This window comes from Cupriavidus sp. 05T313 (genome assembly GCF_056396665.1).
In genome coordinates this window covers 24,324-37,808 of the sequence record NZ_JBFTLX010000124.1, presented here as the reverse complement: position 1 = coordinate 37,808, position 13,485 = coordinate 24,324, and the positions used below count along the sequence as shown (strand labels likewise).

The window sequence follows — 13,485 nt, the reverse complement described above, 5'->3', positions numbered from 1 at the left end:
CCCCCACCCCGACGCACGGCGGAGCGGGCGGCGGATGACCGGCCGCGCCGGCTCGCCCAAGCGGCGGCGAACCGGCCGCCCGACCCCGGCGCCACCCGCTGTCCGGCCCCCAGTACGGGTTTTCCTTGAACATCCCGCTCAAGTTCCGTGTCCGCCATTCGTTAACCCCTGTAAGACCATCCGCATCGCTCGGATGACAAGACCTGCTCGGCTCAAAGGGCCAAGCTGAGCGGGTTTCACCCTTTTTTTCGGCCCTTTGCTTGCCCCTGATTCCCTCAAGAATGGCAGGGCATTCCGATACAGGCATCTCATGGCGAATACGCTCACTTCTTCCCAGGCTGACGGCAACACGAGCAAGCGCGGGCGACTGCTGCTGCTTCTCGGCGTCGTGCTCGTCGCTGCGCTGGGTGCCGGGGGCTTTTTTCTGGGCAACATCCTGAGCAACCGCCAACCGGCCGTGCCCGCCGCACCGGTTGTACCGCCGCCAATTTTTGTGCCGTTGGAAGCATTTACCGTCAATCTGAAGAGCGATGACGGCGACCGCTTCCTGCATACCGGTTTGTCGCTCAAGGTGGCGGACGCGCAGAACCAGGCGCGCATCACCGAATACCTGCCGGAAGTCCGCAGCCGCATCTTGCTGCTGCTGTCGGCCAAGCAGCCGCCAGACCTGGCGACGGTGGAAGGCAAGCGCAAGCTGGCCCAGGAAATCCAGAATGCCATCAGCCAGCCGTTCGCGCCCAACCTGCCCAAACAGCAGATCCTGGACGTCCTATTCACTTCCTTCGTGGTGCAGTAAGCGCTTTGCCCTGCCCCACCAGCAAATCCGATATGAATCCGTCCTTGTCCGCCTTGCACGTTTCACAGCGTGCGCGCCAACGCCAGCGCGCGGGCTCATAGGCAATCCGGGCAAATGGTCGCTTTCATTCATCACGGCACTCACGGGGCAGGACACTAGATGGCCTACGACAAGTTCCTCTCGCAGGACGAGGTAGACGAATTACTGAAAGGCGTGTCGGGCGAGACCGACACGCCCGAGGTCGCCGCGCCGGTCTCCGAGGATGGCGTGCGCCCGTACAACCTGGCCACGCAAGAACGTATCGTGCGCGGCCGGCTGCACACGCTCGAGATCATCAACGAGCGCTTTGCCCGCCAGCTTCGCACCCAGCTGTTCAACTTCATCCGCCGCGGCGCCGACATCTCCGTAGGCTCGATCCGCATCGAGAAGTACGGCGACTTTGTGCGCAACCTGCCGGTACCGACGAACCTGAACCTGGTGCACATGAAGCCGTTCCGCGGCACGTCGCTGTTCGTGTTCGACCCCAACCTGGTGTTCCTGGTGGTCGACAACCTGTTCGGCGGCGACGGGCGCTTCCACACCCGCGTGGAAGGGCGCGACTTTACCCAGACCGAGCAGCGCATCATCCGGCGCCTGCTGGACCTGGCGCTCTCCAGCTATGGCAGCGCCTGGCAGGCGGTGCACCCGATCGAGCTGGAATACATCCGCTCGGAAATGCACACCAAGTTTGCCAACATCGCCATGCTCAGCGAGGTGGTGGTAACAACGGCCTTCCATATCGAACTCGGCGCCGTCGGCGGCCAGCTTCACGTCTGCTTCCCGTACTCGATGATCGAGCCGGTGCGCGACCTGCTGATGAACCCGCTGCAGGACGAGGTCGAAGTCGACAAGCGCTGGATCTCTCAGCTGTCGCAGCAGATCCGCGCGGCCGAGGTAGACCTGGTAGCCGAATTTGCCCACGTGGAAAGCACCGTAGCCGATGTGCTGGCGCTGCGCGTCGGCGATGTACTCCCCATCGAGTTGCCCGAGCAGATCTTCGGCAAGGTCGATGGCGTGCCCGTGATGCAGGCTGGCTTTGGCACCATGAACGGCCAGTATGCGTTGCGGGTAGAACGGATGATCAATCACCAAGAAATCGATTCCAACAAGGAAACCGACCATGACTGACGGCAAAGAGGACATCCCGGCCGACCCGATGGACGACTGGGCCAGTGCCCTGGCGGAGCAGACCAGCGCCGAGGATCTCGCCGCTGCCGCCGCGCCTGCCCAGGCCGTCGCCACGCCAGCCACAGCAACGCCGGCCGCCTCCAAGGTCTTCCAGCCGCTGGAGAAGGACACGCCCAGCGCCTTCCACAACGATATCGAGATGATTCTCGATATCCCGGTCCAGCTCACGGTAGAGCTCGGTCGCACCAAGGTGCCGATCAAGACCCTGCTGCAGCTGGCCCAGGGCTCGGTGGTGGAACTCGACGGCCTGGCCGGCGAGCCGATGGACGTGCTGGTCAACGGCTACCTGATCGCCCAGGGCGAAGTGGTGGTGGTGAACGACAAGTTCGGCATCCGCCTGACAGACATCATCACGCCGTCCGAACGCATCCGGAAGCTCAACCGATGAACGCCAGCCCGCGCCGGACCGCCACCGCCGCGCTAGCCGCCGGCGTGGCCCTGGCGCATGCCGCGCCCGCGGCCGCGCAGGCCAGCGCGGTTGCCGCCAGCCCTGCCGGTACCGGCACGGTCGGCAGCGGCGTCGGCGCCGGCAGCCATGTCGGCGTTGGCGCCGCGTCGGGACTGGCGCAGGCCGGCCTCGGCCTGTTCGCCGTCATCGCGCTGATCCTGCTGCTGGCCTGGCTGGCGCGCCGCGCTGGCCTGGTGCGCCATGGCCAGGGCGGCCAGATGAAAGTGATAGGCAGCACCATGCTCGGGGCGCGCCAGCGCCTGGTCATGGTGGAAGTCGGCGACACCTGCCTGGTGCTGGGTGTCAGCGCCGGCGAGATTCGCACGCTCCACACTTTGCCCGCGCAAGCCGCGCACAAGCCGGACCAGAATCCCGGCGGCGCGGCAAGCCAGGTTCCGGCCGGCAGCTTTGGACAAAAGCTGCTGCGCGCCATGCAAGACAACCTGAAGTCATGAATTTCCTGCCTGACGCCCCCCGGCGCTCCCTGCAACACCACCTCCAGTCCTTCCGCGAATACCTCAGCCAGCCCGCCCGGCTTGCGCTCGCGGCCCTGCTGGCCTGCGCGTGCCTCGCGCTGGTGCTGTTGCCGGCCATGGCGCATGCGCAAGCGCTGCCGGGGCTGACCAGCAAGGCGGGTCCGGGCGGCAGCCAGACCTGGTCGCTGTCGGTGCAGACGCTGGTACTGCTGACCTCGCTGTCCTTCCTGCCGGCGGCCATGCTGATGATGACGGGCTTCACGCGCATCATCATCGTGCTGGGGCTGCTGCGCAATGCGCTGGGCACGGCCAGCTCGCCGCCCAACCAGGTGCTGGTGGGACTGTCGCTGTTCCTGACCTTCTTCGTCATGTCGCCGGTGTTCGACCGCATCTACACCGACGCCTACAAGCCGCTGTCCGAAAACAAGCTCAGCCTGGAAGACGCCGCCGCCAAGGCCGCCGCGCCGCTCAAGGCGTTCATGCTCAAGCAGACCCGCGAGAAGGACCTGGCGCTGTTCGCCCAGATGGCCAAGGCGCCCGAGATGCAAGGCCCGGAAGACGTGCAGATGCGTATCCTGGTGCCCGCCTTTGTCACCAGCGAACTCAAGACCGCGTTCCAGATCGGCTTTACTGTCTTTATCCCCTTCCTGATCATCGACCTGGTGGTCGCCAGCGTGCTGATGGCGATGGGCATGATGATGGTGCCGCCGGCCACCATCGCGCTGCCATTCAAGCTGATGCTGTTCGTGCTGGTGGACGGGTGGCAACTGCTGCTTGGCTCGCTGGCGCAGAGCTTCCTGAACTGATCACGGGGCGCCTGCCCCACCCTAGGCCTATTCGCCATGACTCCGGAAACCGTAATGACCATCGCCACCCAGGCGATGAAGATGACCCTGATGCTGTCGGCGCCGCTGCTGCTGGTGGCGCTCGTGGCCGGCCTGGTGGTGAGCCTGTTCCAGGCCGCCACGCAGATCAATGAAATGACGCTGTCCTTTATCCCGAAGCTGCTGGCGCTGTTCGCCACCATGGTGCTGGCCGGCCCGTGGATGATCAACACCTTCGTCGACTACATGCGCGAAGTGTTCCAGGGCATTCCCGCCCTGGTGCACTAAGCCCGGCGCCGCGACTGACCGCGCTTTAGCCAGGCCCGCCGCCGTGCTCTCCGTCACCTCCGCCCAGCTCTACGCCTGGATCGCCGCCTTCCTCTGGCCCATGTTCCGGATGCTGGCGCTGATCGGCACCGCGCCGCTGTTCGGGGAATCGACCATCCCGAGGCGGGCCAAGGTCGCGCTGGCGGCGCTGATGGCGGTGATCATCTCGCCCACCATCGACAAGCTGCCGCTGGTGCCGGTGTACTCGCTCGAGGGCCTGCTGATCATTCTCAACGAGGTCGGCATCGGGCTGGCGGTGGGATTCAGCATGCGGCTGGTGTTCGCCGCCGTGCAGTTCGCCGGCGAAACCATCGGCCTGCAGATGGGCCTGTCGTTCGCCTCCTTCTACGACCGCTCCTCCGGCGGCCAGACCATGGTGCTGTCGCGCTTTCTCAACGTGGTGGCCATGCTGATGTTCCTGGCGATGGACGGCCACCTGATGCTGCTGGCCACCGTCGCCGACAGCTTCGCCGCGCTGCCGATCGCCGCCCAGCCGCTCACCGGCGCGGGCTGGGCCGCGGTGGCGGGCGCCGGCGCCACGGTGTTCTCGTCCGGGCTGCTGCTGGCGCTGCCGCTGATCGCCGCGCTGCTCACCCTCAATCTCGCCATGGGCATCCTGAACCGCGCCTCGCCGCAACTGTCGATCTTCGCGGTCGGGTTCCCGGTCACGCTGGGCGGCGGCATCTTGATGATGATGCTGATCATGCCGCAGATAAGCACCTACATGGGGCGGCTGATCGAGGGCGGATTGAGTACGGTGGGGATGGTGCTGGGGCAGTTTGGACGCTGAGGGCCGGGGCCTCAGGACACCACCACGCGCGTACACCCGGCCAGGGTTTCAAACCCGATCTCCACCGGCAGGAACTTGCCAATCACTTCTGCATTGCTGCGCAGGTGATCGGTTACTTCGTCCACCGTAAAGCTCCCGCCACCCGCCAGCGCCATCGGCAACAGCAGTTGATCGGCCAGGTGCGGGCCCACCGCGCCCTTGCCGGCCAGGTAGGCGCGTGCCTGGCGGCAGGCGGCGCCCGCCACGCTCTCCGCCGTACGGCCCTTTTTGCCGGACTCGCAGAACACCTCGGTAACGTGCTGGTGCGGCAGCGTCAGCAGCACCGCATTGCCCGGCCCTTCCTCGTGCCGCAGGCCGCCCACGTGCAACTGGCTCGCCTCCCATCCCATCAACTCGCCCACCAGGTCAAGCTCGCGCCGCGCCACGTGAAGCGGCACGCCGGCGATCAGCGCACGCGCGTCGGCCACGCCGGGCGTGCCGCGCTCTTCCAGCGCAAGCGCGCACCATGCCGCGCCGGAGCATCCGCTCACTGTCAGTTGGCCCCCGCCCGCGGGATAAAAGCCGTGGCGGCGCAGCGTCAGGTCAGCCGCCGCGCCCATGCGCGCCATCAGCGGCAGCCACGCATCGCGCAGGAAGGTCGCCGAGGGTGCCATGGGGTTGTGGGTGCCGCCCGACAGGGTCAGGGTGAAGCTCTCATCGCCGGGCGCGCTCCACAGCGCGGGCAGCAGCGTCTGCAGCACCAGCGTGCAACTGCCGGCGGAGCCGATGGCGAAGTCGTAGTTGCCGGCGCGCACCGGCCCCGGCGCGAAAGTCAGCGCGGTCGAGCCGATCGCCGCGCCTTCGGTGCGCGCACCGCTGATCGCCTGCGCCGCGACCACGGCGGTCAGGTGCTGGCGCATCAGCCCCGGCTTGCTGCGCCGGGCGCGCACATTGGCGATATGCACCGGCGTGCCGGTCACCATGGCCAGCGACAGCGCGGTGCGCAGGATCTGCCCGCCGCCCTCGCCGTAGGAGCCGTCGATTTCCATCATTGCGTTTACTCGTCTGTTCTTGTTGTTATGCCGGCGCGGCCGGGGACGTTTCCCGTCCCGGTCCGCGCCGGTGGCTTCGGCATCGCTCAGCCCTTCACGCACACCACCTGCTTGAGCGTGTGGACGATTTCGACCAGATCTGACTGCGCCGCCATCACGGCGTCGATATCCTTGTACGCCATCGGGATCTCGTCGATCACCTCGGCGTCCTTGCGGCACTCCACGCCTTCCGTGGCGCGCCGCTGGTCGTCCACCGTAAAGTGGCGCTTGGCTTCGGTCCGGCTCATGGTGCGGCCCGCGCCGTGGCTGCAGGAGCAGAACGACTCTTCATTGCCCTTGCCGCGCACGATGTAGGAGCGCGCGCCCATCGAGCCCGGGATGATGCCGAGTTCGCCGGCCTTGGCGCTCACCGCGCCCTTGCGTGTCACCAGCACGTCTTCGCCGAAGTGGCGCTCCTTCTGCACGTAGTTGTGGTGACAGTTCACTGCTTCCATCTCCGCCGCGAAGGGCTTGCCGATCACGGCGCGGGCGGCGTCCAGCACATTGGCCATCATCAGTTCGCGGTTGCGCCGCGCATACTGCTGCGCCCACTCCACCGCGAACACGTAGTCCTCATAGTGCTGGCTACCTTCCACCAGATAGGCCAGGTCGCGGTCCGGCAGGTTGATGAAGTGGCGGCGCATATCCGCCTGTGCCAGCTCGATGAAGGTATTGCCGATGGCATTACCCACCCCGCGCGACCCCGAGTGCAGCATGAACCAGACCGACTGGCTCTCGTCCAGGCAGACTTCGATAAAGTGGTTGCCGGTACCCAGCGTACCCAGGTGGTTGCGGTTGTTGGTGCGCGTCAGCTTGGGGTACTTCTGCGTGATCCGTTCGAAGCCGCCGGCCAGGGCGGCCCAGCTGGCATCCACCGTATCCGGTACTTCGCCCCAGGCGCCCTTGTCGCGTCCGCCGCGGTTGTTCGAGCGCCCGTGCGGCACGGCTTTCTCGATGGCGCTGCGCAGCGGGCCCAGGTTATCGGGCAGGTCGCCGGCGCACAGCGTGGTCTTGACCGCAATCATGCCGCAACCGATATCCACGCCCACCGCCGCCGGGATGATGGCGCCCTGCGTCGGGATCACCGAACCGATGGTCGAGCCCTTGCCCAGGTGCACGTCCGGCATCACGGCCAGGTGCTTGAAGATGAACGGCATCTGGGCGGTGTTGGCGAGTTGCGCGCGGGCGCCCTCGTCGACCGGCACGCCGTGGGTCCACATCTTGACCGGACGGCCCTTGCCGGTCCGGAATACGTCGTAATTCTCCTTGGAGGTCATCTCTGCTTCTCTCTTTGCCTTGCGGCGGGACTACGCTGGCAGTGGCCAGCAAGATACCAAAATAAGTGGGCGACTAGTGGTTGTGGAACCGGCGCTCTATCGTTGAGCTACGCTGCCCCGGCCAATCCGGTTTAGCGGCGGGACTCGCACCCGCAACCTCCTCATTACCAGTGATGTAGTTCCACAGGCATTCGCCCGTCAACCTGAAAGAATGCGGCTCCGCCACGACGAGGATCGGCCGGATTGACGCTGCCGTCCTGCGCAGCAGCCGGAATCGAACCGGCAATCACCAGATGTAATCCTGGCCAGCATTCGTGGCAAGTCCGCATACCGCAGGCGCCGCGCGGGGCGCTTGGGGTATGCAGGCTCGGGGGCGGCAACCGGCGACAAGGGTCAGGACAGACAAGCCTTGGATGTAGTCTGCCCGGCATTCGCCGGCCACCGCCGAACTTCACAACCTCACAATTTCACAAGCTTTCGACTTCACAGGTTGAGCGCCGAGATCTCGCCCACCCAGTGCCCGGCATGCAACTGCCCGGCGGCGAAGGCGGCAACGATCGGGCGGCCACGCTGGCCCTGGAACAGATTGGTATTTGCCATTCGCATTCTCCCTGGAGACTAGTGTGTTGCCGGTGCGGGCGGTGGCGTCTTGCGCCTGGTTTGGCTGCCGTTGGCTTTCGGCCCGCACCGTATTCGATGGTCTCTATTCAGCAATCGGTGTGCCAGGGCACGGCCGGCTTGGGCACAAAGCCGGCAAGCCATTGATATAAATAGATTTTTCTTCGACAGATGGAAAATGAATGCCGGATTTTGGCTTGTTGAAGTGCCTCTATTTATATATATTTATCTAGCTATATATAAATTAAGAGAACATGAAAAAAGTCGTCATCGGCTTCATTGGCACGCAACTCGACCGCGGCAAGGGCTCCGCGCGCTGGGAGAAATGGCGGCCCACGGTCGCACTGTGCCAGCACGAAGACCTGCTGGTAGACCGCTTCGAGCTTCTCCATACGGCCCGCCACCGGACGCTGGCCGAACAGGTCGCGGCCGATATCGCCAAGGTTTCGCCGGAGACCGAGGTCAGGCTGAACCTGCTGGCGCTGGAGGATCCCTGGGATTTCAGCGAGGTCTATGCCTCGCTGCATGAGTTCGCGCGCGGCTACCGCTTCGATACGGAGCGCGAGGATTACTGGGTGCATATCACCACCGGCACGCACGTGGCGCAGATCTGCCTGTTCCTGCTGACCGAGGCGCGCTACCTGCCGGCCTGCCTGCTGCAAACCTCGCCACCCTTGCGGCAGGCCAGTGGCCAGCCGGGCAGCTATGCCGCCATCGACCTCGACCTGTCCCGCTACGACCAGCTCGCCGCGCGCTTCTCGCGCGAGCAGCAGGACGCGGTATCGCTGCTCAAGTCCGGCATCGCCACCCGTAATCCCGCCTTCAACCGCATGATCGACGAGATCGAGCGCGTGGTGCTGCGCTCGCGCGCGCCGGTGCTGCTGACCGGCCCCACCGGCGCCGGCAAGTCCTTCCTGGCGCGGCGGGTGTTTGAACTGAAGAAGGGCCGGCATCAACTGAGCGGCGGCTTCGTGGAGGTGAACTGCGCCACCATCCGCGGCGACGGCGCCATGTCCGCCTTGTTCGGCCACGTCAAGGGCGCCTTTACCGGCGCGCAGGGCGAGCGCACGGGCTGGCTGCGATCGGCCCACCAGGGCCTGCTTTTCCTGGACGAGATCGGCGAGCTGGGGCTGGATGAGCAGGCCATGCTGCTCAAGGCAATCGAGGAGAAACGGTTCTTTCCCGTGGGCGGCGACAAGGAGGTGCAGAGCGATTTCCAGCTGATCGCCGGCACCAACCGGGACTTGCGCGTGGAAGTGCGCGCGGGGCGTTTCCGCGAGGACTTGTTCGCCCGCATCAACTTGTGGACTTATCGCTTGCCGGGGCTGGCCGAGCGCCCCGAAGACGTGGAGCCCAACCTGGATTACGAGCTCGCGCGCCAGGCACGCGAGCTCGGCAGCCAGGTGCGCTTCAACAAGGAGGCGCGCCTGGCGTGGCTGGATTTCGCGGTGTCCCCGCAGGCCTGCTGGCGCGGCAACTTCCGCGACCTCGCGGCTTCAGTGACGCGCATGATGACGCTGGCCGACAGCGGCCGCATCAATGCGGCCGCCGTGGACGCGGAGATAACGCGCCTGAGCGAATCCTGGCAGGACGGCGGCGACGAACAAGAGAACGGCAAGGTGCCCGGCCAGCCCCTGGCACAAGCGCTGCTGGACCCCGCCGTGCTGGCCGCCACGGACCCTTTCGACCTGGTCCAGCTCGACTACGTGCTGGGTGTGTGCCAGCGCAGCCGTAGCCAGGCCGAGGCCGGGCGCCAACTGTTCGCGGTTTCGCGGCTGGGCAAGAGCAGCAGCAACGACAGCGACCGGCTGGCCAAGTACCTCGGCAAGTTCGGCCTGACGTTCGCCGCCGCCAGCCGGGCCTGAGGGGCGGCCCCCGTCCTCTGCGTGAGGAAACGAAGCACGAAGCCCGCTCAGGCCATGCCGGCCTGGCCAATCGCATCGGCCACGATCCGCGCGGCCGTTGCCAGCACGTCGTTCCGATATGCCGCGTCCTTGTCGCCTTGCGTGAAATAGATCGCCATCACGACAGGCGGCTTTCCGGGGGGCCACGCCACGGCAATATCATTGGCCGCGCCGTAGTCGCCGGAACCGGTCTTGTCCGCCACCTGCCAATCCGCCGGCACGCCGGCGCGGATGCGCGTCGCGCCGGTCGTGTTGCCGCGCATCCATGCCACCAGCCTGCCGCGTTCCGCCGCGCCCAGCGCATCGCCCAGCGCGAGCCGTTGCAGGCTCCGCGACATCGCCGCGGGTGTCGACGTGTCGCGCGGATCGCCCGGTATCGCCGTGTTGAGTTCGGTCTCCCAGCGGTCGAGCCGGAACGCGTCGTCGCCGATCGAGCGGGCAAACGCCGTCACGGCGGCGGGACCGCCAAGTATCTTCATCAGCAGGTTGGCAGCCGTGTTGTCGCTGTACTGGAGAGCGGCCGCGCAGAGCTCCGAAACCGTCATGCCTTCGCCTGCGTGCTTTCCGGTGACCGGTGAATACGCAACGAGTTCGTCTTTCGTGTAGGCGATGCGTCGTTGCAGCAGTCCGCTTTCCGCCGCGCTGCGCTGCAGGATGGCGGATGCCGCGAGCACCTTGAATGTGCTGCAGAGCGGAAAGCGTTCGCTGGCGCGGTGGCTGATCCGCGCGCCGTTGGCCGTATTCAGCGCCGCGACCCCAAGCCGCCCGCCCGCTGCGGACTCGAGAGCGGCAAGGCGGTCTTGCGCCGCGGCGCTCCCCCCGGCTCTGCCTGCCAACGAGGTACAGGCGCTGGTAAAAGGAACCGAAGCAGCGGCAAGCAGCAGCGTGCGGCGAACGGGTGAGTGTCTCATCTGTCTTTTCCTGTGATGTTGGAACGGATGCCATTTGCCATTCCGGCTGACATGGCATCCGTCGGATGCGGCGGCCTTAGCGGGAGGCCAATAGTCCCGGCAGCTCCTGCATGAACGCTTCCCGCGTGCGCAAGCCGGCGCCGACCGACTCCTTCTTTTCATCCTGGGTCAGGCGGGCAAACACCACGCTGCGGCCCGCCTTCGTCGCCCAGCCGACAAACCATCCATAGCCGTGGTTCCAGTCCTCGGACCCATTGGCCAGGATCGGAGCGCCGGTGCCCGTCTTGCCGTGCACGGCCCATCCGTCCGGCAGCACGCCGATCGCCATGATCCGGCTCGTCATGTCGTAAGCATGCGCGGAGACGGGCAATTTGCGATTGACCACCTTCGCCAGGAAGGCGACCTGCTCCAGCGGCGAGATCCTCAGCGACGAGCTGAGCCATGAGTGCGTCAGCCCATTGTGCTTCCCGGGGTCCCCCGACACATCGCCGTTTCCATATTGAAACTCGCCCACATAGCGCCGGAAGCGCGCTTCGCCAAGCTGTTGCGTCAACTGCTGCGAGTACCACACGACCGAAGTCTTCATCCAGCGTTCGGGATCCGTTGTGACGCGCTTGGCGGGATTGCTCTCGCGATACTCCGCACGAAACGGCATGGCCGGCGCATGCTCGTCCACCAGCAGCCCCGAGTCGAAGCCCATCAGGCTCAGGGGCACCTTGAACGTCGATGCGGCGGTCACGCGCTGGCCGCAGGTGCCCTCCTGTTTCAGGATCTTGCCGCTGGCGGCGTCCGCCATTACCGTGCAGAGCACTTCCGCACGGGCCGTTGAGACCGAGAGCGCCGCGCATAGCGCGGCCAGGATTGCGGTTTGCTTCAAGATTCTCTCCATTGTTCTTAGTAGTGATCGGAGCCACCCCGCGCCGCCGTCGCTGCGAAGAAGTGGCGGTCCCTGCAGCCGTGCCGGTGACGTGCCGGGGTACGAACATCGGCAAGGGAGCACGGGATTGCTGGCCAGGCCTGGCGAACGAAGCGGAGCATAGGAGTCCGGCGGCACGCCGCCAAGAGCATTTGCTGTAACCTGTGTAACCTGCGCGTTCCGGCGGTGCTCGCCGAAGGCGCCCACGGCCCTCCAATCGATCCGCGAACGCATGCCCCAGCCCTCCCTCACCATCGAGTTGTCCGCGCCCTTTCGCGTCAATGGCGAGCCCGCGCGCTACCAGAGCCTGTGGCTGCTCGCCGCGGTCTGCCTGGCCGCGCGCAAGGGCGCCACCGGCGTGCCAGCGGTTCTGTTGCGAACGCGCTTTCCCGACGCCGCCAATATCCGCATGCTGGTCTCCCGCGCCTTTGCCGATTTCGCGCGCTGGGACATCCCGGTGGGCTGGGGGCCGGATCGCAGCCAGTGCGCCGCCGGGCTCAACCCGGCGCACCGCAGCCGCGGGCCGTTCTGGATCACGCCGGCGGCCTGCAAGCGCCTGCGTTTCACCGTGGACGGCCGCCGGGCCGGCGATGCGGCGCTGGCGCGCTTCGTGGGACCGGCCACGGGCGCCGCGCAGCGCGCCGGCAAGGGGGGCGATGGAAATCCCGGCAGCCCCGGTAATCCTGCCGTCGACTACGTGATGCGCGACATCAGCTACTGGAGCCACCTCACGCAAGCCATGCGCGGCATGCAGGACGGCGTGGGCGTTGCGGGGGGTAGCGCCAGCAACGGCGTGGCCAACGCCCTGCGCGCGGCACAGCGCTGCGCCACCGACGATTTCCAGCACGCCTTCGCCCTGCTCAAGGAGAGCCTGGCGTGGCGGCGTGGCGACGACCTCGCGCGCAGCCGTGCGGCGCTGCAGCGCTTTGACCGCATCGTCGGCACCGGCACCGTGGATACCGCCCTGCCGACCTTCGCCGCCATGGCGCGCGTGGTGCGCGCCTGGGAGCGCTATGCCGGCAACCAGATGGAAGCGGCGCAGGCCGAGCTGGAGAGCCTTGCCGCCGACCCCGCGCTGCAGCCGGTGGTGCGCTACAACCCGCGCGTGCGCTTTGAAACCCTGAACCTGGGCGCGCTGATCCACAAGACCGTGGCGATCCGCGACATGGCCACGCAGCCGGAGGCAGCCCGGCAGGCCGCCGAAGCCGCCGTGGCAGGCTTCTCCGGCGCGCTGCAGGCCGCGTACGAAGCGGACTCGGTAGATGCCGCGCAGCACGTGGCCGCCAATCTCGGCCTGTGCCTGTGGCTGTTCTGGAACCATGCCCTGATCGACCCGGCGCGCCAGTGGCCCGCCGGCCAGGTGCAGCGCCAGTCGGTGCGCTGGCTGGGCTTGTCGGAGTGGATCTGCGACCGCTTCGGCGCAGGCGGCGGCTCGGCGTGGAACATCATCTTCCTGCTGCGTATCGCGCGCGGCAACTGCGCGCAGGACGGCGGCGGCACGCTCAAGGCGTTCCGCGCGCAGCGGCCGCTGCTGCTCGACGAAGCCGTGGACGCGCTGCGCCCCTTCCATGCGCCGTTTGCCCGCGCCAAGGGCTTTATCAGCTGGTCTTCGCTGGCCGGCTTCGCGCTGAACGAGCACGATGCCGGGCACGTGCATTACGGCGCCCTGCAACTCGCCAACCTGCTGCTTGAAGCCAGCTGGTTCCACACCTTCGAGCACGGCGACACCCCCGCCGCGTTTGCCACCGTGGAGCGCCTGGCCGGCCTGCTCGGCAAGCTGCGCCCGGCGGAGCGCCGCTTCTTCCATGCCGCCATCACCGCGCTGCCGCGCGAACTGCAGCTGGCCGCGGCTGAAGCCACGCGCGCCGCCCGCCGCGGGGGGCCAGGGCCGCGGCGCTGAC

General features: G+C 66.8%; 13 protein-coding genes. 9 read left to right on the top strand and 4 right to left on the bottom strand.

The annotated features are described in order from the left end of the window. Positions 1 to 310 precede the first annotated feature (310 nt). From fliL to fliR, 7 genes are all read left to right on the top strand, one after another. Complete coding sequence (gene fliL / locus AC1DKD_RS24320; RefSeq protein ID WP_441636233.1) at positions 311 to 796, top strand: flagellar basal body-associated protein FliL; 486 nt, start codon at positions 311 to 313, stop codon at positions 794 to 796. A gap of 159 nt (positions 797 to 955) precedes the next feature. Continuing rightward, positions 956 to 1,963, top strand: a complete 1,008-nt coding sequence (gene fliM, locus AC1DKD_RS24315; RefSeq protein ID WP_045241242.1) for a flagellar motor switch protein FliM — start codon at positions 956 to 958, stop codon at positions 1,961 to 1,963. Then, positions 1,956 to 2,411, top strand: coding sequence for a flagellar motor switch protein FliN (fliN, locus tag AC1DKD_RS24310; protein ID WP_276287103.1), 456 nt, complete (start codon positions 1,956 to 1,958; stop codon positions 2,409 to 2,411). Before fliM ends, fliN begins: the two co-directional genes overlap by 8 nt. Further along, the gene (gene fliO / locus AC1DKD_RS24305) at positions 2,408 to 2,926 is read left to right on the top strand and encodes a flagellar biosynthetic protein FliO (RefSeq protein WP_477111309.1); all 519 of its coding nucleotides are present in this window, start codon (positions 2,408 to 2,410) and stop codon (positions 2,924 to 2,926) included. Before fliN ends, fliO begins: the two co-directional genes overlap by 4 nt. A gap of 137 nt (positions 2,927 to 3,063) precedes the next feature. Beyond that, complete coding sequence (gene fliP / locus AC1DKD_RS24300) at positions 3,064 to 3,753, top strand: flagellar type III secretion system pore protein FliP (RefSeq protein ID WP_200876802.1); 690 nt, start codon at positions 3,064 to 3,066, stop codon at positions 3,751 to 3,753. Positions 3,754 to 3,789: 36 nt separating this feature from the next. Continuing rightward, the gene (gene fliQ, locus AC1DKD_RS24295) at positions 3,790 to 4,059 is read left to right on the top strand and encodes a flagellar biosynthesis protein FliQ (protein ID WP_035870540.1); all 270 of its coding nucleotides are present in this window, start codon (positions 3,790 to 3,792) and stop codon (positions 4,057 to 4,059) included. Positions 4,060 to 4,102: 43 nt separating this feature from the next. Further along, on the top strand, positions 4,103 to 4,888 hold the full coding sequence (gene fliR / locus AC1DKD_RS24290; protein WP_441636688.1) for a flagellar biosynthetic protein FliR: 786 nt from the start codon (positions 4,103 to 4,105) through the stop codon (positions 4,886 to 4,888). Between the two features lie 11 nt (positions 4,889 to 4,899). Here fliR and rtcA read toward each other — a convergent pair whose 3' ends face one another. Further along, positions 4,900 to 5,919, bottom strand: a complete 1,020-nt coding sequence (rtcA, locus tag AC1DKD_RS24285) for an RNA 3'-terminal phosphate cyclase (RefSeq protein WP_441636686.1) — start codon at positions 5,917 to 5,919, stop codon at positions 4,900 to 4,902. Positions 5,920 to 6,005: 86 nt separating this feature from the next. Beyond that, positions 6,006 to 7,235 (bottom strand): RtcB family protein, encoded by a 1,230-nt coding sequence (locus AC1DKD_RS24280; protein ID WP_441636684.1) that lies wholly within the window; start codon positions 7,233 to 7,235, stop codon positions 6,006 to 6,008. A gap of 872 nt (positions 7,236 to 8,107) precedes the next feature. Here AC1DKD_RS24280 and rtcR point away from each other — a divergent pair. After that, positions 8,108 to 9,718 carry an RNA repair transcriptional activator RtcR gene (gene rtcR / locus AC1DKD_RS24275; RefSeq protein WP_441636682.1) on the top strand — a complete coding sequence of 537 codons (1,611 nt, stop codon included), beginning with the start codon at positions 8,108 to 8,110 and terminating at the stop codon, positions 9,716 to 9,718. Positions 9,719 to 9,765: 47 nt separating this feature from the next. Here rtcR and bla read toward each other — a convergent pair whose 3' ends face one another. Then, a complete protein-coding gene (gene bla, locus AC1DKD_RS24270; RefSeq protein ID WP_441636680.1) occupies positions 9,766 to 10,668 on the bottom strand; it encodes a class A beta-lactamase in 903 nt (300 codons plus the stop codon). 76 nt (positions 10,669 to 10,744) lie between these two features. Continuing rightward, positions 10,745 to 11,557: a class D beta-lactamase gene (gene blaOXA / locus AC1DKD_RS24265; RefSeq protein WP_441636678.1), complete on the bottom strand. Its 813-nt coding sequence runs from the start codon at positions 11,555 to 11,557 to the stop codon at positions 10,745 to 10,747. 259 nt (positions 11,558 to 11,816) lie between these two features. Between blaOXA and AC1DKD_RS24260 the strand changes: the two genes are divergently transcribed. Beyond that, a complete protein-coding gene (locus AC1DKD_RS24260) occupies positions 11,817 to 13,484 on the top strand; it encodes a hypothetical protein (RefSeq protein WP_441636676.1) in 1,668 nt (555 codons plus the stop codon). Position 13,485 lies beyond the last annotated feature (1 nt).

Excerpts from the sequence above, each read along its gene's own strand:
- bla (WP_441636680.1), bottom strand. The coding sequence starts at position 10,668 with ATGAGACACTCACCCGTTCGCCGCACGCTGCTGCTTGCCGCTGCTTCG.
- AC1DKD_RS24260 (WP_441636676.1), top strand. The coding sequence starts at position 11,817 with ATGCCCCAGCCCTCCCTCACCATCGAGTTGTCCGCGCCCTTTCGCGTC.
- fliQ (WP_035870540.1), top strand. The coding sequence starts at position 3,790 with ATGACTCCGGAAACCGTAATGACCATCGCCACCCAGGCGATGAAGATG.
- rtcA (WP_441636686.1), bottom strand. The coding sequence starts at position 5,919 with ATGATGGAAATCGACGGCTCCTACGGCGAGGGCGGCGGGCAGATCCTG.
- rtcR (WP_441636682.1), top strand. The coding sequence starts at position 8,108 with ATGAAAAAAGTCGTCATCGGCTTCATTGGCACGCAACTCGACCGCGGC.
- fliM (WP_045241242.1), top strand. The coding sequence starts at position 956 with ATGGCCTACGACAAGTTCCTCTCGCAGGACGAGGTAGACGAATTACTG.
- blaOXA (WP_441636678.1), bottom strand. The coding sequence starts at position 11,557 with ATGGAGAGAATCTTGAAGCAAACCGCAATCCTGGCCGCGCTATGCGCG.
- AC1DKD_RS24280 (WP_441636684.1), bottom strand. The coding sequence starts at position 7,235 with ATGACCTCCAAGGAGAATTACGACGTATTCCGGACCGGCAAGGGCCGT.
- fliO (WP_477111309.1), top strand. The coding sequence starts at position 2,408 with ATGAACGCCAGCCCGCGCCGGACCGCCACCGCCGCGCTAGCCGCCGGC.
- fliL (WP_441636233.1), top strand. The coding sequence starts at position 311 with ATGGCGAATACGCTCACTTCTTCCCAGGCTGACGGCAACACGAGCAAG.
- fliN (WP_276287103.1), top strand. The coding sequence starts at position 1,956 with ATGACTGACGGCAAAGAGGACATCCCGGCCGACCCGATGGACGACTGG.
- fliP (WP_200876802.1), top strand. The coding sequence starts at position 3,064 with ATGGCGCATGCGCAAGCGCTGCCGGGGCTGACCAGCAAGGCGGGTCCG.